Below are 20,262 nucleotides of genomic sequence, written 5' to 3'. Positions count from 1 at the left end.
AGCAAGAGCAAGAGCAAGAAATGCGAAGTTATTTATTTTGCTGTTAATTATTTATTGGCTATTCCGGTCTTTTCGCGGGGCAAGCCCGCTCCCACGCTATTACCGCCCCAAGCTGAATCATCTGCGTGGGAGCGGGCTTGCCCCGCGATACGATCTAGAGATTAACTAAGTTTAAACTAGCGACAGCTGCGCCAGTGCAGGCGCCGCCCGTAACTTCGCGACTTCAGGAGGCCGAACGGAGGTCTTGCGGAGGGAGGTGACGGGCATGGATGCCCGTCAAGCGCTGGGGCCCAGGATGGGCCCTGCAGCGCGGTCCTCCCGGGAGCAAGGCCGGAGTGAGGGAACCCGGAGCGAAGCGGAGGGCCGGATGAATGGAGCGCCACGGCTTTGGTTACTTTGGCCACGACCAAAGTAACCCGCCGTAAGGGCGGAAAGGTGAATAAGCGTCGACATCGCAAATGAATGCGCATACAACTTTAAAGACAAACACCGCCCAAAACCAACGAACCAACGAACCAACGAACCAACGAACAAACGAACTAACGAACTAACGAACTAACGAACAGTCAAGCCTTCAGAGCCTTCTTGGGATATATATCGTACCGACTCGACTTCCCCTCCAGACTATGACTCGGCTTGGCCCCCTCGATAATAGGCGCCTTGCGCGGCCGCTTGACCACCACCCGATGCGTGGCAAGCGCCAAAGCCGCCTCGAGCAAAGCCGGCGCATCCAGGTCATCGCCGACCAAAGGCCTGAACACCCGCATTTCCTTCTTCACCAAGGCACTCTTGTCCCGATGCGGAAACATCGGATCCAGGTAGATCACCTGCGGCGCCTCCCCCTCCCAAGCCCGCATCCGCTCGATCGCATTACCAGTCAACAACCGCATGCGCGCAACAATCGGAGCAATCTCCTCATCCCCCCGCGCCCGCACCAACCCATCTTCCAGCAGCGCGGCAATCAACGGCTGACGCTCGATCAGGGTCATCTGGCAACCCAGGCTGGCCAGTACGAACGCATCCTTGCCCAGCCCCGCCGTAGCATCGAGCACCTGCGGCCGCACGCCCTGGGCGATGCCCACGGCCTTGGCGATCATCTGCCCGTTACCACCCCCATACAGCCGCCGGTGCGCCGCCTGCCCCTCGACGAAATCCACCCGCACCGGCCCCGGCGCCTGTGGCCCGAGCTGCTGGATCTGCAGCCCCTCGCCCCCCAGCTGCACGGCAAATTCCGCGGCTTCATCGACCAACGGCAAGCCCAGCCGCTCGGCCCATGCCTCGGCCTGCGCCTGGAATTGCGGGGCCAGTGCCTCGACCCTGATACCTGCGCCTTGCTGCTGCTCTACCATCCGTTCCCGCACTCGAAAAAAATTAATGAAACCCCGGCCAGAGCCGATACAGGCAATATCCCGCTATTCTGCCAGAGCTCAACGTCCGCGACTGCCATGTCAGACACTCTTCCCATCGGCTTGACCTACTTGTCGCCAGTCGGCAACTACGGTCGACAGAATACCCAGGCACTGGGTGGCGTTAGCCACCTGTGGCAGGATTTCTTCGCCCAGGCCATGGCAGAGCAATCGCAAGGCGAAGTCGACACCTTCAGCCAGGCGCTGATGCAATGCGACCAGGACAGCGGCGAACCGGTCGGCGGCGCCCGTGCCCTGGCCCTGATCGACGCCCAGCGCGCCCTGCCGGTTCATGACACCGAGGTTGCCCCGCCCGAGCCGCTGTTCCTGCCCAAGGCGGAACTGGAAGCCAAGCTGCTGCCGCCCGCCCCCGAGCCCTTCGGCACCGTCGAACTGATCGAACAACAGCGCCAGCTCGATATCAGCAACAGCTGGCTGCGCCCGGTGGTCATGAGCCAGGGCCACCCCACCGCCGAGCCCGGCCCCGGCCCATCGCCACGACCACTGTTCCTGCCGATAGCCGAGTTCGAGACCAACCTGCTCGACCCTGCGCCCGAACCCTTCGACGAGCAGACGCTGGCCAAGCAGCAGAACGACCTGGAGTTCGATATCCACTGGGCGCGCCCGGTGGTGCTGAACAACGTGCGCGTACACGCCTGAGATCAACGGCAGATCTGCCAGAAGCCCATGTCCAGGTGAAAGTGGTTGTGGTGCGCGGCATTGTAGTCCGGCCCCAGCGCCGTGCTGAAGCTCTCGCAGGCCGCCGCCTGAACTTGCCGCAGGAAGTCAGCCTTGGGGCCTTCTCCCGACCAATCCTGGGCCAGCACGATGCGCCGACCATCCTTCAGACGAAAACCACTGATATCCAGCGCATTGGCCGTGGCATGCTGGCTGAGCCGGCCTTGCTTGCGGTGGTAGACATTGCGGCAGGCGAAACTGCCCAGATGATCGACCTGGGTCACCGGCTGACCGAACACCCGCTGCGCCGCCGGCTGCAATCCATGCATTTCGAACAGTGCATAGGCCACCGCCAGCGGACAACTGGCGAGGAAGCTGCTGCTCAAGCGCGCCTGCCCGCCCTCCACACGCCAGACGTTGCGCAGCGGGCAAGCAGCCTGCGGCGGGCTGTCACTCTGCGGTCGATAACGCAGCGTGGTGGTCTGCAACGCCTGGCGGCATAGCTCGGGATCGTCGCGCAGACGCGACAGCTTGTAAGGCGTCAGCAGATTCGGGGGTTGCCGAACATCCAGAGCGGCCCAGGGGTTCCAGGCAGCCGGCGGGCGCCAGCCCATCAACCAGGCGAGCAGCACAACCAACAGCAGGCTGACCAACGCAGTCAACGCTCTACCCATGGGCCCTCAACGGCGGAACAAGTCATTGAGCTGGGCAAATGGTAGAGCCTGCTCGCCATAGCCGAAGGTGCCCTGCTCACGGATCTCCAGCGCGGCCCGCTGGAAAGCGCCCAACGCCACCCGCGCCAGCGAGGAGCCGACACTGATGCGCTTCACGCCAAGGTCCTGCAGCTGATTCACGCTCAACGTCACCCCCGGCATGCCCATCAGCACATTCACAGGCCTGGGCGCTACAGCCTGCACCACCGCCCGGATCTCGTCGACGCTGCGCAGGCCGGGCGCGTACAACACGTCCGCTCCGGCCTCGGCATAGGCCTGCAACCGGCGGATGGTGTCGTCCAGGTCGAGACGCCCGTGCAGCAGGTTCTCGGCGCGGGCACAGAGGGTGAAGGGGAAGGACAGGCTGCGGGCGGCCGCGACGGCGGCGCGCACCCGTGCCACGGAGAGTTCGAAATCGTAGATCGGCGCATCGTTGCGCCCACTGGCATCTTCGATCGAACCACCCACCAGCCCCGCCCCGGCAGCGCGAACGATGGTTTGCGCGCAGTCTTCCGGCAAGTCGCCGAAGCCGTTTTCCAGATCGGCCGCCACCGGCAGCGGCGTGGCATCGACGATGGCGCGGGCATTGTCGAGGGTTTCCTCGAGCGTCAGCGCGCCTTCGGCATCCGGCCGCCCGAGACTGAACGCCAACCCGGCACTGGTGGTGGCCAGCGCCTCGAAGCCCAGGCTGGCCAGCATCCGTGCGGAGCCGGCATCCCACGGGTTGGGAATGACGAACGCGCCATCACGCTCATGCAGTGCCTTGAAGGCTTCGGCTCGCAGGGTTTGCACATCCATGGTTCAACCTCCGACAGTCAGATCACAGTAGCCCCAGTTGTTCGACCTCAGGGGCGCGCGGCAATTCAGGCAGCGACGCCAAGCCTGGCAACAAGGTCATCAGGCGCTGGTGAAAACGCTGGGCCAGTGCCGCGGCCAGGCGGTTGTCCGAGGTATGCAGGAATACGTACGGGCGGCGCCCCTCCTCGATCCAGGCGGCGACCTTGTCCACCCAGGGCGTGAGAAAGGGCTCGTTGGCCTCGAGCTCGGGATGGCCGATGAAGCGCACCTGCGGATGTTGGGTAAAGGCTGCCGGGCGCGGCGGCACCTTGGGCTTCTTGGCCTGGGCATGGAGCACCGCGGGCTCGCGCGAAGCGCAGCTGAACAGCGCACGCGGATCCAGGCAGATGCGCTCGACACCACGCTCATGCAACAGGCGGTTGAGCTGACGCTCCTCCTCGCCACGGGCAAAGAACGCGTCGTTGCGCACCTCCACCGCCACCGGCACGCCGATCCCGTCGAGAAAGTGCGCAAGCTCGCCCAGGCGCGCCGGACCGAACATCGCCGGCAATTGCAGCCAGTAAGGCGACACGCGCTCGCCCAAGGGAGCCATTAGCCGTGTGAAGTCCAGCGCCGAGTCGAGCTGTTCACGCAGATCGCCCGCGTGGCTGACATCACCAGGAAACTTGGCGGTGAAGCGAAACCCCGTCGGCATGATCTGCGACCAACGCTCTACCGTTGCTGGCGCTGGCCGGGCATAGAACGTGGTGTTGCCTTCGACGGCGTTGAATACCTGGCTGTACAGCCCGAGGAACTCGCTAGTGCGGGCGTCGGCGGGGTACAGGTACTCGCGCCAGGCGTTTTCAGCCCAGGACGGGCAACCGAGGAAATAAGGGAGGGGTGATGGCGTCATCCATCAAATGTACAGGTCCAGCCCCAGCACTTCCATCTCCCAGTCGGTGAAGCCGGCAGTGGTCAGGTAGCTGGCCAGCGCCGTGGAGGTACGCCGGTCGCGGGCGCGGGGGAAGATCAGGTCCTGCTGGCGGGCCGGCAGGTTCTCGCCGCGACGGCTGGCACGGCTGACCTGCGCGTCGATGTCCTCGATGATCTCGGCGTCGGCTTCGTCGATGGCTTCGTCACGCGCCGGCGCCTTGCGAGGCGCGCGCTTGATGGGGTAGCTCTGTGAGGAGAAGCCGTCGATACGCATGACAGGGGCACTCAGGATCAATGATGGCAATTTAGCAGCATCAGGAATCCTTCGCTAATGCCCGAACTGATAACTGGACCACAGAACGCGCAAAAGGTTTTATCGTGAACGGCGATAGCCGACGAACTGCATTCAACGCGCCTTGGGCGTAGCCACATTATCGCGCAGGTAGACCGGTTGCGCCTGCTCGGCGACGACCGCCTCGCCCCGCGCCCAGGCGAAGCCGGCCAGGGTGAGGATATCCAGGGCATTGGGCAGCGCGATGGCATCGCTGGCCGCGACCTGCACGGCCAGCCGCTCGGCATAGCCCCAACCGGTGCCGGCGCCAAACCACTCGCCATCCAGGTCTTGCGGCAGCGCAACCCGCTCGGGTGGAAGCACCATTTCCTGGCCGATCAGACGCATCTCACCCTGCTCGGCGCGATAGCAGCCCCAATACACCTCGTCCATGCGCGCATCGATGGCCGCGGCCACCTGTTGCACGCCCCGCTCACGCAGCGCGCCCTGTGCCAGTGCCGCCAGGTTGGACACCGGCAGCACCGGACGCTCGAGGGCGAAAGCCAGCCCCTGGACCACGCCGATGGCGATACGCACGCCGGTGAAGGCGCCCGGGCCACGACCGAAGGCGATGGCGTCCAGCGCGCTCAGCGCCACGCCCGAGTCGGCCAGCAGCTGCTTGATCATCGGCAGCAGCTTCTGCGCGTGCAGGCGTGGGGCCACCTCGTAGTGGCTGGTCACCTTGCCGTCGTGCAGCAGCGCGACGGAACAGGCTTCGGTGGCGGTATCCAGGGCCAGCAAGGTGGTCATCGAACGAGGTATCCAGGCGACAGGGGAAAAAGAGCGGCAGTATAAACGACAACGGCCCGCAAGCGGGCCGTCGTGACGCACGGTGATGGATCAGCTCAGGGCTGCCAGCACCTTGGCGGTGATCGACTCGACCGAGCCGACGCCTTCGATGTGGCTGTACTTAGGCTTGCCGGCGTTGGCGGCCGACAGCTTCTGGTAGAAGTCCACCAGCGGCTTGGTCTGGCTGTGGTAGACCGACAGGCGGTGACGCACGGTTTCTTCCTTGTCGTCGTCGCGCTGGATCAGGTCTTCGCCGGTGACGTCGTCCTTGCCTTCCACCTTCGGCGGGTTGTACTGGATGTGGTAGGTGCGGCCCGAGGCCAGGTGCACACGGCGACCGGCCATGCGGCCGACGATTTCTTCGTCGTCCACGGCGATCTCGACCACGGCGTCGATGTCGACACCGGCGGCGACCATGGCTTCAGCTTGCGGGATGGTGCGCGGGAAGCCGTCGAACAGGCAGCCGTTGGCGCAGTCCGGCTGAGCGATGCGCTCCTTGACCAGGCTGATGATCAGCTCGTCGGAGACCAGCTGGCCGGCATCCATGACCTTTTTCAGCTCCAGGCCCAGCGGGGTTCCGGCCTTGACGGCGGCACGCAGCATGTCACCGGTGGAGATCTGCGGAATACCGAACTTCTCGGTGATGAACTTTGCCTGAGTACCTTTACCGGCCCCGGGAGCTCCCAGCAGAATTACGCGCATCTTGTGCTCCTCATATTTTTCTTTGCAAATCAACGGATTCGGCGCACAAGGCCAACTCCGGAAAATCGGACGAGACCGTAAAATCGGTCAAAAGGCTGCTCAAGATACACAGCGCCCGCCCCCCCGACAAGCGTCCAAAAGTGCCAGGAACGGGCCGCCCGCCGCTGGCCGGGGCACTGGTTGCGCCCGGCGCAACCGGCCGTCGGGGGTTGGCGCAGGAGCAACCCCGCCAATCACCGAGACCGGTCTCGAACGACCTCAGCCGGTATTGCGCAAACCTGCCGCGATCCCTGCCACGGTCACCAGCAAGGCCTGCTCCAACGGGCTGTCCAGAGCGGCTTCACGGCTGCGCGAGCGCGCCAGCAGCTCGGCCTGCAGGCGGTGCAACGGGTCCAGGTAGGTGTTGCGCAGGCGGATGAATTCCAGGGTTTCCGGGCTGTGCGCCAGTAGCACCGGCTGCCCGGTCAGGCCCAGTACCACCTGGCACGACTGCGACAATAGGTCGCGCAGGTGCGCGCCCAACGGCAGCAGTTCGGGTTGCACCAGACGTTCGTCGTAGGCCTCGGCGATTTGTGCATCAGCCTTGGCCAGGACCATCTCCAGCATATCGATGCGGGTGCGGAAGAACGGCCATTGCTCGCGCATCTGCGCCAGCAGCGCCCCCTGCCCGCGTGCCAGTGCATTGTTCAACGCCGTTTCCCAGCCCAGCCAGGCCGGCAGCATCAGCCTTGTCTGGGTCCAGCCGAAGATCCACGGAATCGCCCGCAGGCTCTCGATGCCCCCGGCGCGGCGCTTGGCCGGGCGGCTGCCCAGCGGCAAGCGACCGAGCTCCTGCTCGGGGGTGGACTGGCGGAAGTATTCGACGAAGTCCGGATTCTCGCGCACCACGCCGCGGTAGGCCTTGACGCCATCGGCGGCCAGCTGGTCCATCAACGCGCGCCACGCCGGCTCCGGCGGTGGCGGCGGCAACAGGGTCGCCTCCAGCACGGCGGCCAGGTAGAGGTTGAGGTTCTGCTCGGCAATACCCGGCAAGCCGAACTTGAAACGGATCATCTCGCCCTGCTCGGTGGTGCGGAAACGCCCGCCCACCGAGCCCGGCGGTTGCGACAGGATCGCCGCGTGGGCCGGGCCGCCGCCGCGCCCGACCGTGCCGCCCCGGCCATGGAACAGCAACAGTTCGACCTGGTGCTCGCGGCAAATGCGCACCAGGTTCTCCTGGGCGCGGTACTGGGCCCAGGCCGCCGCGGTGGTGCCGGCGTCCTTGGCCGAGTCGGAATAGCCGATCATCACCTCCTGCGGCCCTTGCAAGCCGGCGCGGTAGCCCGGCAAACCGAGCAGGCGTTCCATCACCGGGCCTGCGTTGTCCAGGTCAGCCAGGGTCTCGAACAGCGGCACCACGCGCATTGACCGGGTCAGCCCGGCCTCCTTGAGCAGCAACTGTACCGCCAGCACATCAGAGGCCGCGCCGGCCATGGAGATCACGTACGACCCCAGCGACGCCGCAGGCGCGGCGGCGATCTCGCGGCAGGTGGCGAGCACCTCGGCCGTCTCGGCCTGAGGCTGGAAGTGCGCCGGCAACAGCGGGCGACGGTTTTTCAGCTCAGCCTGAAGGAACGTGATGCGGCGCTCCTCGTCCCACTCGGCATAGCGACCGAGGCCGAGGTAGTCGGTGATTTCAGACAGCGCGTCGCGGTGGCGGGCGGCATCCTGGCGCACGTCCAGGCGGACCAGGAACAGGCCGAAGGTCACCGCCCGGCGCAGGCAGTCGAGCAACGGGCCGTCGGCGATCACACCCATGCCGCATTCATGCAGCGACTGGTAGGCCAGCTCCAGCGGCGCGATCAGCTCGCGATTGTCCACCAGCACCGCGGCGCTGGCCGGCTGCGTGCTCGTCAGCGAGGCATGGGCCCAGGCGCGGGTGGCGCGCAGGCGGTCACGCAGCTGCTTGAGCAGGGCGCGATAAGGCTCGGCGCTGTCGCCGACCTTGTCTTTCAACGCGGCGCTGGCCTGCTGCATGGACAGTTCGGCGGCCAGTCCGTCGATATCGCGCAGGAACAGGTCGGCGGCCATCCAGCGCGCCAGCAGCAGGACTTCGCGGGTGACCGCCGCCGTAACGTTGGGGTTGCCGTCGCGGTCACCGCCCATCCAGGAGGCGAAGCGCACCGGCGCCGACTCCAGCGGCAGGCGCAGCCCGGTGGCCTCGAACAGGGCCGCGTCGACCTTGCGCAGGTGGTTGGGGATCGCCTGCCACAACGAGTGCTCGATGACCGCGAAGCCCCACTTGGCTTCATCCACCGGGGTCGGCCGGGTGCGACGGATCTCCTCGGTGTGCCACGCTTCGGCGATCAGGCGGCGCAAGCGCTCGCGTACCTGCTGGCGCTCGCCGGGAACGAGGTCGCGATGATCCTGCGCGGCCAGTTGCGCGGCAATGGCGTCGTACTTCTGGATCAGGGTGCGGCGGGCCACCTCGGTGGGATGGGCGGTAAGCACCAGCTCGATGTTCAGCCTGGCCAGCTGCCGGCCCAGCTCATCGTTGCCGTGGCCCGCCGCCTTCAGCCGCGTCAGCAGTTCCGGCAGCACCCGCGCCTCGAACGGCTCGGGCTGGTCGGCATCGCGGCGACGGATCAGCTGGTACTGCTCGGCGATGTTGGCCAGGTTGAGAAACTGGTTGAACGCCCGCGCCACTGGCAGCAGGTCCTCCTCGGCCAGGTCGCCCAGGGTCGAGCTCAGTCGCTCGCCCTGCCCACGCCGATCGGCCTTGGCGCTGTGGCGGATGTCCTCGATCTTCTGCAGGAACGCCTCGCCATGCTGCTGGCGGATGGTCTCGCCCAGCAGTTCTCCCAAAAGGTGCACATCCTCGCGCAAGCGCAGATCGATATCACTCATCAGCCTTCTCCACTCCAGGAAACCGCATGCGCCCAAGAGTGCCCACTCGCGCCCGCGCCTGGCAAGCCGGAAGCGGCCAGAGCGACTAAAGTGAACACAGGACATCCGAAGCAATGCCATTACCAGGCTTTGACAGAGGTCATCATGAAAATTCGCCAACTCGCCCAGCACTGGGAACAGAACGCCGCCGGCCGCCTGAGCCCCACCGGCCATGTCCTGCACCTGGACATGGAAGCCGAAGCGCGCCTGGCCGCGCTGATCGACATGTACCCCAAGCGCAGCCCCGAGGAACTGCTGGGCGAACTGGTGGCGGCGGCGCTTGAAGAGCTTGAGGCCAGCTTTCCCTACATCAAGGGCCAGCAGGTGATCGCCACCGACGAGGAAGGCGACCCGCTGTACGAGGACATCGGCCCCACGCCACGCTTCCTGGCCCTCTCCCGGCGCCACCTGCAGGCCCTTGGCCGGGTTCGGGAAGAGCAGTCGCACTGAGCCTTTCCGGGTGCCGGGCAAGACCCGGCATACCGTCATCCACAGCGGAAGTTCCACGGAAATTCCGCTGACTGATTAGTCAGAAAAAAATACCTTTAGCGTGCAAATTTTTCTGAACTATTCAAAAAACGCCTCGGTCACAGCCAATAGCCATCACGGCAAAACCCTGTAAACACGGGCCTTTGCGCCCGACGCTGGCCACAGGGGAACAGCGATAGCCACCACGTGGCATCGTCGTTTAACAGGAGTGACCCAATGGAGTTGACCACCATGAAGACCCGCATCGCACAACCTTCCTCCACTCACCTGCGCGGGCTCAAGCTGGCCGCGCTGGCCCTGAGCAGCAGCCTGGTGCTGGCCGGCTGCGCGGGCAAGCCGCCCACCGAGCAGTACGCCGTGACCCAATCGGCGGTCAACTCGGCGGTCAGTGCCGGTGGCACCGAATTCGCCGCGGTGGAGATGAAGGCTGCCCAGGACAAGTTCAAGAAGGCCGAGATCGCCATGCACGACAAGCAGTACGACCAGGCCAAGCTGCTGGCTGAGCAGGCCGAATGGGACGCCCGCGTCGCCGAGCGCAAGGCCCAGGCGGCCAAGGCCCAGAAGGCCGTGCAGGATGCCCGTCAAGGCATCAACGACGTACGCGAGGAAGGCCTGCGCAGCGCCGAATGAGCCCTGCCCAGCCTCATGAGCCTTCGTTAACGATCAAAGGATGAACACTATGCGCAACTACGTCATGATTCCCGCCCTGCTGGCCCTGAGCGTGGGCCTCGCCGCCTGCTCCCACGACCCGAACGCCAACCTGGAGTCGGCCCGCACCAACTTCTCCGCCCTGCAGAGCGACCCGCAGTCGAGCAAGGTGGCCGCCCTCGAGACCAAGGACGCCCAGGACTGGCTGAACAAGGCCGACAAGGCCTACATGGAGCGCGAGGACTCGAAGAAGGTCGACCAGCTCGCCTACCTGACCAACCAGCGTGTCGAAGTGGCCAAGCAGACCATCGCCCTGCGCGGCGCCGAGGCCGAACTCAAGAACGCCGCCGCCCAGCGCGCCCAGGCCAAGCTGGACGCCCGCGACGCGCAGATCAAGAAGCTGCAGGACAGCCTGAACGCCAAGCAGACCGACCGTGGCACCCTGGTGACCTTCGGTGACGTGCTGTTCGACTTCAACAAGGCCGTGCTCAAGAGCAGCGCCTACCCCAACGTTACCAAACTGGCCCAGTTCCTCCAGGAGAACCCCGAGCGCAAGGTGATCGTCGAGGGCTACACCGACAGCGTCGGCTCGGCCAACTACAACCAGACCCTGTCCGAGCGCCGCGCCGGCGCGGTGCGCATGGCACTGGTACGTGCCGGCGTGGATCCTGCGCGCATCGTCGCCCAGGGGTACGGCAAGGAGTACCCGGTGGCCGACAACAGCAGCAACTCGGGCCGCGCGCAGAACCGTCGGGTGGAGGTGACCATCTCCAACGACAACCAGCCGGTGGCGCCGCGGGCGGTGAGCCAGATCCAGTAATCGCTGGCGCTTGAGTGAAAACCCCGCCTGATGGCGGGGTTTTTCATGGTTTGGGATTGAACATCGTGCGTGCGACACTTCGCGGGGCAAGCCCGCTCCCACGCAGACAACATCCTCCTGAACCTGCCCTAGCACCGACCCCATCTGAAAGTCAGGACACGCTCACTGCACCTGCTGCGGCGTCTCCTGCCCCATGCAGCGCACCGCGCGTTTGCGGTTGTCCACCAGCACCCCGGTCAGGCCCTTCTGCTCGGTGTCGAACAGCACCAGCACGCCATCGATGCACTGTGCCACCTGTGGTGCCGGCGTCAGCGAGACCTTGTAGTCTTCCCCCGGAATGGTCTTGAGCATGGTGAAATCCTGCAGTAACAGCGCATCCTCGGGCTTGGCGAAATGCAGGTAGCCGTAGTACCAGAGGGCTCCCACCGTCACGATGATGCTGCCGACGCCAGTCAGGATCAGCGGGATGGCGTTGCGTTCTTCACTCATTGCTTGTTCTTCTCGTCAGGGTAGTTGGGTACTTCGGCCAAGCGGCGCAGGCCGTTGAAATGGGTAGGGTCTTCCAGGAAGCGCAGCATCACCTGGCGCCAGGTCGGGTCGGCGAAAGTCTGCACATGGTCGCCCCGGGTAAGCTGCAGCACCCGGGGCGGCGGCGCCTGGCGGTACAGACGCAGGCCGTTGTCCAACGGCACGAGGTTGTCGTCGATGCTGTGGAAGAACAGCTTCGGCGGGCTGTCCAGGCGGGCGATCGAGTTGATCGCGCTGTCGCCGTCCGGCACCAGCCATGACAGCGGCACCTGCAGCGGCCAGGTCATCCACGAAGTGCTCAGTGCATGACGCCCCACCGCCCGGTAGCTGGCCGGCACGCCATCGAACACCAGGGCGCTGAAGCGTCGGCGCTGCTCGGGGTGCTGGGCCAGGTAGTGGATGGCCATGGCCCCGCCGAGGCTCTGGCCGAGCAGCACCAGCGGCCTGCCCTGGGCCTGGGGCGCCTTGTCGAGCCAGTCCAGCGCCGCGCCGATGTCACCATAGACTTCAGGCAATGTCGGCTTGCCCTGGGACAGCCCATAGCCGCGATAGTCGATCATCAGCACCTGGTAGCCCGCCTTCGGCAGCCAGTAGCTGCCGCCCAGGTGCCAGGCCAGGTTGCCACCATTGCCATGCAGGTGCAGCACCGTGCCCTTGACCTCGGTACCCGCCGGCACGGGCAGCCACCAGCCATGCAGGCGCGTGCCGTCGGCGGCGTGGAGGGTCAGGTCCTGATACTGCAGGCGGGCCTTTTCCGGGGTGAACGGCTGGCCGGGCTCGGGATAGAACAGCAGGTTGCTGCAGCCGCCCAACAGCAGCAACCCGAAGCCGAAGGCGAGGTGACGGCAGGCGTCAGAGAATGTTCGCGTAGTCGGCTTCAATACGGTCCAGGCTCAGGTGGTTGAGGAAGTTGGAGAAGCACATCCAGGCCGACAGCGCGTTGAGGTCGCGGAACTGCTCGGGCAGGTACTTGGGCGGTTCGACCAGCCCTTCCTCGACCAGCTGGCGCAGCGTGCGCATGTCTTCCAGGGTGGTCTTGCCGCAGAACAGCAATGGGATCTGCTCGAGCTTGCCCTTCTTCACGGCCAACTGAATGTAGTTGTAAACCATGATGAAGCCCTTGAGGTAGGACAAGTCCTTGGTGAATGGCAGGCCGTTGGGCACCGAGCCACGGAACACCCGGCTGGCGTTGCTGTAGCTCTGCCCCATCTCGAAGCCCTGGCCGCGGAAGAACTCGAAGACCTGCAGGAAGTCGGCGCCCTCCTCCACCATGTGGATGGCACGGGTGCGGTTGGTGAGCTTGCGCAGGCGGCTGGGGTAGGAGGCGAAGGCGATCACCTCCATGAGGATGGCCAAGCCCTCCTGGGTCACCGTCGACGAGGGCGGGCCCTTGGCCAGGAAGGTGCAGATCGGCTGGTTCAGGCCGTTGAGGGTGGTACCGACGTGCACCAGGCCTTCATGCACTTCCAGGGCGCGCACGTCGCGGCTGTTGAACATGGCGTCGGCGCGCACCTTGATGTAGTCGGCGCCGGCCGCGGCGTCGGCGACGATGCCGTCGGACTCGAACACACGAATGGTCTCCTCGGCCTCGCCGAACACCTTGTTCAGGCGACGCTGGAGGATCTCCACTGCTTCCTTGGCCGTGAGGTTCTTCGGCTCGTCCTTCAGGTCGCCGCGACCGTCGATGTTGTTCAGGTAGTCCGAGAGCATCAGGCCCAGGTCGGCCAGGGTCGGATCACCGGCGTGGAAGGCATCGGAGGCGGCGCCGTAGAGCTCCTGGGAGATCAATCCGAAGTCCTCGGTGCCGCGTGCTTCGAGCATGCGCACCACCATGCGGTATTCCTTGCACATGCGCCGCATGATCTGCCCGACCGGGTTGAACTGGCCCAACTGCCGGGTGATGTCGCGCTCGATGCTCTGGAACTCGGCCTTCACCGCGCTGGAGTCGAACGACAGCGGGCGGTTCTGGTAGTAGGCACGGTCCACCGCCGGTGGCTCCTTGCCCTTGGCCTTGAGGAAGCCCTGGCGGATGCCGTCGTCCCATTTCACCGCGTCGAGCACGCGGATCGGGGTCTGGGTGGCGACGATGCGGTCGGACAACGTGCGTATGGTCTGCTGGTACTCGTCCACGCGGGACTCCTTCTTGGAGCCTCATCGCGGGGCAATCCCGCTCCCACAACCAGGAGCGGGTTTGCCCCGCGACGAGGCCGGTATGCTCACTGCTATTTACCGGAACGCTGGAAGCGCGCCACCTCGACGAACAGATCGGAGTTGGCGGGATCGTCCAGGTACGCCAGCACCCGCTCGGTGGGGCTGTCGATAAGCACGCCCTCGCCGTTATCTTCCGGCACTTCGGTATTGCGTCCGCTCAGTTCTTTCTTGGCGACGGCCTGCTGCACCTGCTCGACATCGAGGTTGTAGACCACCAGCTGCTTGCCGTCGATCACCTCGAAGCCACCGATCAGGAAGTTGCCGCCCAGGCGCTTGGGCACGCCGGCCGACAGGTACCAGCGGTTGCCATGCCGGGCCACGGTGAAGGCGTATTCCTCGGGGGCCTTGCCCTGGGCACGGGCCACCGCCTTGTAGGTGTTGCCGCCGGCGCGGCTGATGCTCAGCTTCAGCGGCTGGCCCCAGGCGTCCTTGCTGCTCCACTGCCCGAGCAGGGCCTTAGGCGCCGGCTGGTTGGCCGGCAGCGGCTCGTCGAACGTCACCAGACAACCGCCCAGCAGGAGGAATGACAAGGTCAACAACACCACACGCCAGGCTTTCATCAGGTTCTCCTTGAAAAGTCGTTCGCCACTCAGGCCGAGGCCAGCACCATCTGCAGGTATCGGACAAGGATAGCGAGCATCTGCTCATCGGCCTGCGCATTCGCATCCTTGAGCAGGCCCTGATATTCCATCTGCTCGATTATCGCCGTCAACATCTGGGCATCCTGCTCGGGCTGACGCGAACCGACCACCTGCAGGATCTGTCGCGCGCCATGCAGCAGGATCTGCTCGTGGGCCTGCACCAGTTCGGCCAGGCGCGGGCACAGCAGCGCCTCCTGGCGGAAGGCCTGCTCGGCCATGAGGAAGTCGCGGCGGTTGTTCAGCTGGCGCAGGACGTAGTCGGCCAGCATGCGCGCCACTTCATCGGCCAGGTGCGCCCGGGCCTCGGGGGTACCGTCGCCCTGGGCCAGCAACTGGCGCAGCACGCCTTCGGTGTTGGTCCAGAGCTTGGCCATGTAGGCCGCGCTGCGCTCGACATACTGGGCGAAGGTATCGGCCAGCAGGTCCTGGATATCCTTGAAGTAGTAGGTGGTGGCCGACAACGGCACGCCGGCCTCGGCAGCCACGGCGCGGTGGCGCACGCCGCGCACGCCATCGCGCACGACGATGCGCATGGCGGCGTCGAGGATCTGCTGGCGGCGCTGCTCGCTGCCCTGGCGGGCGGTCTTGCGGCCCTGGTACTGCACGCTCTCGGCGACGGCGGTGGCGATGCCGGCGGCGCCCTGGTGGGGCATTGCGGGGGTCACTGGAGGTACCTCATGAACAGTGGGTTACCGGTGCCGACCTCATCGCGGGGCAAGCCCGCTCCCACGTTACACCACAACGCTCAAGCCCTGCGGTGCAACTGTGGGAGCGGGCTTGCCCCGCGATGAGGCCCGCACTGACAACATAAAGCTTCAGGCATGAAAAAGCCGCCTCGAAAGGCGGCTTGTTCAGATCGCTCAGGCCTGTGGACGCATGTGCGGGAACAGGATCACGTCGCGGATCGACGGCGAGTTGGTCAACAGCATCACCAGGCGGTCGATGCCGATGCCCTCACCGGCGGTCGGCGGCATGCCGTATTCCAGGGCGCGGACGAAGTCGGCGTCGTAGTGCATGGCCTCGTCGTCACCGGCGTCCTTCTCGGCCACCTGGGCCAGGAAGCGCTCGGCCTGGTCTTCGGCATCGTTGAGCTCGGAGTAGGCGTTGGCGATTTCGCGGCCACCGATGAACAGCTCGAAGCGGTCGGTCACGGCCGGGTTGTCGTCGTTGCGACGGGCCAGCGGCGAGACTTCGAACGGGTACTCGGTGATGAAGTGCGGCTGCTCCAGCTTGTGCTCGACCAGCTCTTCGAAAATCATCACCTGCAGCTTGCCCAGGCCTTCGTGGCCGAGCACCTTGGCGCCGGCTTTCTTGGCGATCTCGCGGGCACGGTCGACGTCCTGCAGGTCGGCGGCGGTGAGCTCCGGGTTGTACTTGAGGATCGAGTCGAACACCGACAGGCGCACGAACGGCTCGCCGAAGTGGAACACCTTGTCGCCGTACGGCACATCGGTGCTGCCCAGTACCAGCTGCGCCAGCTCGCGGAACAGTTCCTCGGTGAGGTCCATGTTGTCGCGGTAGTCGGCGTAGGCCTGGTAGAACTCGAGCATGGTGAATTCAGGGTTGTGACGAGTCGAAACGCCTTCGTTACGGAAGTTGCGGTTGATCTCGAACACCTTCTCGAAGCCACCGACCACCAGGCGCTTGAGGTACAGCTCCGGCGCGATGCGCAGGAACATGGCCATGTCCAGGGCGTTGTGGTGGGTTTCGAACGGCTTGGCCGCGGCGCCGCCGGGGATGGTCTGCAGCATCGGGGTTTCGACTTCGAGGAAGTCGCGCTCGATGAGGAACTTGCGGATGTGCGAGATCACCTGCGAACGCACACGGAAGGTGTGGCGGGTTTCCTCGTTGACCATCAGGTCGACGTAGCGCTGGCGGTAGCGCTGCTCGGTGTCGGTCAGGCCGTGGTGCTTGTCCGGCAGCGGGCGCAGCGACTTGGTCAGCAGGCGCACGCTGGTCATCTCGACGTACAGGTCGCCCTTGCCGGAGCGGGCCAGGGTGCCTTCGGCGCTGATGATGTCGCCCAGGTCCCAGGTCTTGACCGCGGCCAGGGTTTCTTCCGGCAGGGTCTTGCGGTTGACGTAGACCTGGATGCGGCCGGTCATGTCCTGGATGACCATGAACGAACCCCGGTTGAGCATGATGCGACCGGCGACCTTGACCGGGATGGCGGCTGCTTCCAGCTCTTCCTTGGTCTTGTCCGCGTACTGTTTCTGCAGGTCGTTGCAGTAGCTGTCGCGGCGGAAGTCGTTGGGGAAGGCATTGCCCTTGGCGCGCTCGGCGGCAAGTTTTTCCTTGCGCAGGGCGATCAGGGCGTTTTCTTCCTGTTGCAGGTCTTGCGCTTCGGTCTTGAGGTCGCTCATGTCGTCATTCTTTCCATCAGGTGTTCGTTGCCCCTGTCGGGCAGGGCACGCGATACGGGCCCTGGGCCTCGTATCGCGGCGGTGGTGTACGGTTTACAGCCCCTGCTTGAGGCTCGCTTCCAGGTACTGGTCGAGGTCGCCATCCAGGACCTTCTGGCAGTCGCTGCGCTCGACGCCGGTCCGCAGGTCCTTGATGCGCGAGTCGTCGAGCACGTAGGAGCGGATCTGGTGGCCCCAGCCGATGTCCGACTTGCTGTCTTCCAGGGCCTGGGAGGCGGCGTTGCGCTTCTGCATTTCCAGCTCGTACAACTTGGCCCGCAGCATTTTCATGGCGGTGTCCTTGTTGGCGTGCTGGGAGCGTTCGTTCTGGCAGGCCACCACGGTGTTGGTCGGCACGTGGGTGATACGCACCGCCGAGTCGGTGGTGTTGACGTGCTGACCACCGGCACCGGAGGAGCGGTAGGTGTCGATGCGCAGGTCGGACGGGTTGATCTCGATCTCGACCTTGTCGTCGATCTCGGGCGAGACGAACACCGCCGAGAACGAGGTATGGCGACGGGCGCCGGAGTCGAACGGGCTCTTGCGCACCAGGCGGTGCACGCCGATCTCGGTGCGCAGCCAGCCGAAGGCGTACTCGCCCTTGATGTGCACGGTGGCGCCCTTGATGCCGGCGACTTCGCCTTCGGACAGTTCGATGATGGTGGCGTCGAAGCCGCGCTTGTCGGCCCAGCGCAGGTACATGCGCAGCAGGATGTTGGCCCAGTCCTGGGCCTCGGTGCCGCCGGAGCCGGCCTGGATGTCCAGGTAGGCGTTGTTCGGGTCCATCTCGCCGCTGAACATGCGACGGAACTCGAGCTGGGCGAGGGATTCCTCAAGCCCTTGCAGCTCGGTCTCGACATCGCTGACAGCGCCTTCATCGCCCTCCTCGACAGCCATGTCGAGCAGGTCCTTGCAGTCGGTCAGGCCGTTGGACAGTTTATCGAGGGTCTCGACCACCTGCGCCAGCATGGCGCGCTCGCGGCCCAAGGCCTGGGCGTACTCGGGTTTGTTCCAGACAGCGGCGTCTTCCAGCTCGCGGTTTACTTCGACCAGACGATCATGTTTGTGATCGTAGTCAAAGATACCCCCGAATGGACTGGGAACGCTCGGTGAGGTCCTTGATGGTGTTCAGGATCGGTTGGATTTCCATGGGCGGGCAGCTCTCGTACGAATTCGGTGAAAAGCCCGCGAGTATAACCGAGTCTGGGGTCTGGCGGCAGACCCGCCGGGCGGTCTGGGCGCAAACCCCTTTACGCCCGATTCCCGGCGTTGCCGTTGCCGTTGCCGTTGCCGTTGCCGTTGCCGTTGCCGTTGCCGTTGCCGTTGCCGTTGCCGATCAAGAGTCTAGCGCCATACTCAACTAGCGACAGCTACGTCAGCCCAGGCGCCGCCCGTACCTTCGCGACTTCAGGAGGCCGAGCGCAGGCCTTGCGGAGGGAGGTGACGGGCATGGATGCCCGTCAAGCGCTGGGGCCCAGGATGGGCCCTGCAGCGCGGTCCTCCCGGGAGCAAGGCCGGAGTGAGGGGACCCGGAGCGTAGCGGAGGGCCGGATGAATGGAGCGAGGATTTTTTGGTTCCTTTTTGATCCTTCAAAAAGGGACTCGCCGTAAGGGCGAAAAGGTGACTATGCGTCGACATCACAAATGAATGCACTTACAACTATTAAAACCGACACCGACCGCATTTGACTTTGACTTTGACTTTGACTTTGACTTTTAGAGCATGAGTTTTGAAAGTTATATGCGCATTCATTTGCGATGGTGACGCAAAGTCACCTTTCCGCCCTTACGGCGGGTCCCTTTTTGAAGGATCAAAAAGGAACCAAAAAATCCTCGCTCCATTCATCCGGCCCCTACGCTTCGCCGCTTCCCAGCTACGCTTCGCTCCGGGGTCCCTCGCTCCGTTCTTGCTCCCGGGAGGACCGCGCTGAACGCCCCATCCTGGGGCGCAGCGCTTGACGGGCATCCATGCCCGTCACCTCCCTTCGCAAGAACTCCGCTCGGCCTCCTGAAGTCGCAATTGGTGTTGCCTGATCTACCGCGCACTTAGAAGCAAAAGCGAAGAGCGAAGAGCGAAGAGCGAAGAGCGAAGAGCGAAGAGCGAAGAGATTGGAGTTTAGGTTTCAGCCAGCAATTGTTGTTTATACCTCTGCCGACAAGCCGGTCCCGCAGGGTTAGTGAAGTTCTGAAAACACTAACACCCTGCAGGAACTCTCTTAGGCAATACCGACTTGATTACGCCCGCTATTCTTGGCCAGATACAACCCCTTGTCCGCCGCCGAGATCAGTTGCCGGCAATGACTGCCGACACTCGGCGTCAAGGTCGCCAGACCGATGCTAACGGTCAGGTGCGAGGCCGCCTCGGGCACTGTGTGGGCAATCTTCAGGCCCATGATGGTCTGGCGCAGCTTTTCCGCCACCAGCCGCGCGCCACCAGGCGAAGTATTGGGCAGCACCAGGGCGAACTCCTCGCCGCCATAGCGCGCCGGCAGGTCGGTCGGCCGCGAGCAGCAGCCGCGAATGGCCTCGGCCACCTGACGCAGGGCCTCGTCACCGGCCAGGTGGCCGAAACTGTCGTTGAACGCCTTGAAGTAGTCGACATCGACCATCAGCAACGACAACTGCTGCTGCTCACGAATAGCCCGACGCCACTCCAGCTCCAGGTACTCGTCGAAGTGACGGCGGTTGGACAGCCCGGTGAGCCCGTCCGAGTTCATCAACCGCTGCAACATCAGGTTGGTGTCGAGCAACTGCTGCTGGCTCACCCGCAGGGCGCGATAAGCCTCGTCACGCTGCAGCAGCGTCAGGTACGAGCGCGAGTGATAGCGAATACGCGCCACCAGCTCGATGGTGTCCGGCAGCTTCACCAGGTAGTCGTTGGCCCCGGCGGCGAAGGCAGCGCTCTTGACCAGCGGGTCCTCCTTGGTCGACAGGACGATGATCGGGATGTCCTGGGTGGCCGGGTTGTTGCGGTACTCGCGCACCAGGGTCAGGCCGTCGAGGCCCGGCATGATCAGGTCCTGGAGGATCACCGTGGGCTTGATGCGCATGGCCTGGGCCACCGCCTGGTGCGGGTCGGCGCAGAAGTGAAAGTCGATGTTCTCTTCATGGGCCAGACCACGGCGCACCGCTTCGCCGATCATCGCCTGATCATCGACCAGCAGGACCATCGCCGCGCTTTCGTTGATGGTCGTGAAACCTTCGATCGGTAGATCATTCATCCGTAGTCACCCGTTGACCGCCGGCCACGCGGCGCGCCTCAATACATA

The 20,262-nt window shown here is 64.7% G+C and carries 20 protein-coding genes; 4 read left to right on the top strand and 16 right to left on the bottom strand.

Annotated features, from left to right (window positions below; genetic code table 11):
* Positions 1-566 precede the first annotated feature (566 nt).
* Positions 567-1,349, bottom strand: coding sequence for a class I SAM-dependent methyltransferase (locus HU751_RS08840; protein ID WP_186735783.1), 783 nt, complete (start codon positions 1,347-1,349; stop codon positions 567-569).
* Positions 1,350-1,445: 96 nt separating this feature from the next.
* On the opposite strand from HU751_RS08840, the gene HU751_RS08835 reads away from it, so the two are divergent.
* The gene (locus tag HU751_RS08835) at positions 1,446-2,066 is read left to right on the top strand and encodes an energy transducer TonB (RefSeq protein ID WP_186735782.1); all 621 of its coding nucleotides are present in this window, start codon (positions 1,446-1,448) and stop codon (positions 2,064-2,066) included.
* 2 nt (positions 2,067-2,068) lie between these two features.
* On the opposite strand, the gene HU751_RS08830 is transcribed toward HU751_RS08835, so the two are convergent.
* The 7 genes from HU751_RS08830 to ppc all read right to left on the bottom strand — a co-directional run bounded on the left by HU751_RS08830 (position 2,069) and on the right by ppc (position 9,215).
* On the bottom strand, positions 2,069-2,758 hold the full coding sequence (locus tag HU751_RS08830) for an extensin-like domain-containing protein (protein ID WP_186735780.1): 690 nt from the start codon (positions 2,756-2,758) through the stop codon (positions 2,069-2,071).
* A gap of 6 nt (positions 2,759-2,764) precedes the next feature.
* Positions 2,765-3,595, bottom strand: a complete 831-nt coding sequence (locus HU751_RS08825; RefSeq protein WP_186735778.1) for an isocitrate lyase/PEP mutase family protein — start codon at positions 3,593-3,595, stop codon at positions 2,765-2,767.
* A 22-nt stretch (positions 3,596-3,617) separates the two neighbouring features.
* Positions 3,618-4,487 (bottom strand): DUF72 domain-containing protein, encoded by an 870-nt coding sequence (locus HU751_RS08820; RefSeq protein WP_186735776.1) that lies wholly within the window; start codon positions 4,485-4,487, stop codon positions 3,618-3,620.
* 3 nt (positions 4,488-4,490) lie between these two features.
* Complete coding sequence (locus tag HU751_RS08815; protein ID WP_028691563.1) at positions 4,491-4,781, bottom strand: hypothetical protein; 291 nt, start codon at positions 4,779-4,781, stop codon at positions 4,491-4,493.
* A 132-nt stretch (positions 4,782-4,913) separates the two neighbouring features.
* Complete coding sequence (tsaB, locus tag HU751_RS08810; protein WP_186735774.1) at positions 4,914-5,588, bottom strand: tRNA (adenosine(37)-N6)-threonylcarbamoyltransferase complex dimerization subunit type 1 TsaB; 675 nt, start codon at positions 5,586-5,588, stop codon at positions 4,914-4,916.
* 90 nt (positions 5,589-5,678) lie between these two features.
* A complete protein-coding gene (gene adk, locus HU751_RS08805; protein WP_028691565.1) occupies positions 5,679-6,329 on the bottom strand; it encodes an adenylate kinase in 651 nt (216 codons plus the stop codon).
* Positions 6,330-6,587: 258 nt separating this feature from the next.
* Positions 6,588-9,215 (bottom strand): phosphoenolpyruvate carboxylase, encoded by a 2,628-nt coding sequence (ppc, locus tag HU751_RS08800; RefSeq protein ID WP_186735772.1) that lies wholly within the window; start codon positions 9,213-9,215, stop codon positions 6,588-6,590.
* Positions 9,216-9,359: 144 nt separating this feature from the next.
* Here ppc and HU751_RS08795 point away from each other — a divergent pair, with 144 nt between their 5' ends.
* The 3 genes from HU751_RS08795 to lptF all read left to right on the top strand — a co-directional run bounded on the left by HU751_RS08795 (position 9,360) and on the right by lptF (position 11,211).
* Positions 9,360-9,704, top strand: coding sequence for a hypothetical protein (locus HU751_RS08795; protein ID WP_050704382.1), 345 nt, complete (start codon positions 9,360-9,362; stop codon positions 9,702-9,704).
* 255 nt (positions 9,705-9,959) lie between these two features.
* Complete coding sequence (locus HU751_RS08790) at positions 9,960-10,373, top strand: DUF4398 domain-containing protein (protein WP_186735770.1); 414 nt, start codon at positions 9,960-9,962, stop codon at positions 10,371-10,373.
* 49 nt (positions 10,374-10,422) lie between these two features.
* On the top strand, positions 10,423-11,211 hold the full coding sequence (gene lptF, locus HU751_RS08785) for a lipotoxin F family OmpA-related lipoprotein LptF (RefSeq protein WP_186735768.1): 789 nt from the start codon (positions 10,423-10,425) through the stop codon (positions 11,209-11,211).
* A gap of 162 nt (positions 11,212-11,373) precedes the next feature.
* Here lptF and HU751_RS08780 read toward each other — a convergent pair whose 3' ends face one another.
* The 8 genes from HU751_RS08780 to HU751_RS08740 all read right to left on the bottom strand — a co-directional run bounded on the left by HU751_RS08780 (position 11,374) and on the right by HU751_RS08740 (position 20,214).
* Positions 11,374-11,700 (bottom strand): PA3694 family proteiin, encoded by a 327-nt coding sequence (locus HU751_RS08780; RefSeq protein ID WP_028691570.1) that lies wholly within the window; start codon positions 11,698-11,700, stop codon positions 11,374-11,376.
* Positions 11,697-12,620 (bottom strand): alpha/beta hydrolase, encoded by a 924-nt coding sequence (locus HU751_RS08775; protein ID WP_186735766.1) that lies wholly within the window; start codon positions 12,618-12,620, stop codon positions 11,697-11,699. The genes HU751_RS08780 and HU751_RS08775 overlap by 4 nt, the downstream gene beginning before the upstream one ends.
* Positions 12,592-13,869, bottom strand: coding sequence for a flavohemoglobin expression-modulating QEGLA motif protein (locus HU751_RS08770; protein ID WP_028691572.1), 1,278 nt, complete (start codon positions 13,867-13,869; stop codon positions 12,592-12,594). The genes HU751_RS08775 and HU751_RS08770 overlap by 29 nt, the downstream gene beginning before the upstream one ends.
* 92 nt (positions 13,870-13,961) lie before the next feature.
* Positions 13,962-14,510, bottom strand: coding sequence for a LolA-like protein (locus tag HU751_RS08765; protein ID WP_062574967.1), 549 nt, complete (start codon positions 14,508-14,510; stop codon positions 13,962-13,964).
* Positions 14,511-14,539: 29 nt separating this feature from the next.
* Positions 14,540-15,244: a TetR/AcrR family transcriptional regulator gene (locus HU751_RS08760; protein ID WP_062360515.1), complete on the bottom strand. Its 705-nt coding sequence runs from the start codon at positions 15,242-15,244 to the stop codon at positions 14,540-14,542.
* 207 nt (positions 15,245-15,451) lie between these two features.
* A complete protein-coding gene (gene lysS, locus HU751_RS08755; protein WP_186716337.1) occupies positions 15,452-16,954 on the bottom strand; it encodes a lysine--tRNA ligase in 1,503 nt (500 codons plus the stop codon).
* A gap of 93 nt (positions 16,955-17,047) precedes the next feature.
* A protein-coding gene (gene prfB, locus HU751_RS08750) for a peptide chain release factor 2 (RefSeq protein ID WP_139121065.1) occupies positions 17,048-18,143 on the bottom strand; the annotation gives its coding sequence in 2 pieces (ribosomal slippage) (positions 17,048-18,070 and positions 18,072-18,143; 1,095 coding nt in all).
* A gap of 1,066 nt (positions 18,144-19,209) precedes the next feature.
* Entirely contained in the window at positions 19,210-20,214 is a 1,005-nt protein-coding gene (locus HU751_RS08740) for a response regulator (protein ID WP_050704372.1), read from the bottom strand.
* Positions 20,215-20,262: the final 48 nt, after the last annotated feature.

This window comes from Pseudomonas peradeniyensis, assembly GCF_014268935.2.
Classification (GTDB): domain Bacteria; phylum Pseudomonadota; class Gammaproteobacteria; order Pseudomonadales; family Pseudomonadaceae; genus Aquipseudomonas; species Aquipseudomonas peradeniyensis.
The sequence above is the reverse complement of the archived record's forward strand: the minus strand, read 5'-3'. Positions and strand labels throughout refer to the sequence as shown.

Coding starts and splice junctions, on each gene's coding strand:
- HU751_RS08840 (WP_186735783.1), bottom strand. CDS start 1,349: ATGGTAGAGCAGCAGCAAGGCGCAGGTATCAGGGTCGAGGCACTGGCC.
- HU751_RS08835 (WP_186735782.1), top strand. CDS start 1,446: ATGTCAGACACTCTTCCCATCGGCTTGACCTACTTGTCGCCAGTCGGC.
- HU751_RS08830 (WP_186735780.1), bottom strand. CDS start 2,758: ATGGGTAGAGCGTTGACTGCGTTGGTCAGCCTGCTGTTGGTTGTGCTG.
- HU751_RS08825 (WP_186735778.1), bottom strand. CDS start 3,595: ATGGATGTGCAAACCCTGCGAGCCGAAGCCTTCAAGGCACTGCATGAG.
- HU751_RS08820 (WP_186735776.1), bottom strand. CDS start 4,487: ATGACGCCATCACCCCTCCCTTATTTCCTCGGTTGCCCGTCCTGGGCT.
- HU751_RS08815 (WP_028691563.1), bottom strand. CDS start 4,781: ATGCGTATCGACGGCTTCTCCTCACAGAGCTACCCCATCAAGCGCGCG.
- tsaB (WP_186735774.1), bottom strand. CDS start 5,588: ATGACCACCTTGCTGGCCCTGGATACCGCCACCGAAGCCTGTTCCGTC.
- adk (WP_028691565.1), bottom strand. CDS start 6,329: ATGCGCGTAATTCTGCTGGGAGCTCCCGGGGCCGGTAAAGGTACTCAG.
- ppc (WP_186735772.1), bottom strand. CDS start 9,215: ATGAGTGATATCGATCTGCGCTTGCGCGAGGATGTGCACCTTTTGGGA.
- HU751_RS08795 (WP_050704382.1), top strand. CDS start 9,360: ATGAAAATTCGCCAACTCGCCCAGCACTGGGAACAGAACGCCGCCGGC.
- HU751_RS08790 (WP_186735770.1), top strand. CDS start 9,960: ATGGAGTTGACCACCATGAAGACCCGCATCGCACAACCTTCCTCCACT.
- lptF (WP_186735768.1), top strand. CDS start 10,423: ATGCGCAACTACGTCATGATTCCCGCCCTGCTGGCCCTGAGCGTGGGC.
- HU751_RS08780 (WP_028691570.1), bottom strand. CDS start 11,700: ATGAGTGAAGAACGCAACGCCATCCCGCTGATCCTGACTGGCGTCGGC.
- HU751_RS08765 (WP_062574967.1), bottom strand. CDS start 14,510: ATGAAAGCCTGGCGTGTGGTGTTGTTGACCTTGTCATTCCTCCTGCTG.
- HU751_RS08760 (WP_062360515.1), bottom strand. CDS start 15,244: ATGCCCCACCAGGGCGCCGCCGGCATCGCCACCGCCGTCGCCGAGAGC.
- lysS (WP_186716337.1), bottom strand. CDS start 16,954: ATGAGCGACCTCAAGACCGAAGCGCAAGACCTGCAACAGGAAGAAAAC.
- HU751_RS08740 (WP_050704372.1), bottom strand. CDS start 20,214: ATGAATGATCTACCGATCGAAGGTTTCACGACCATCAACGAAAGCGCG.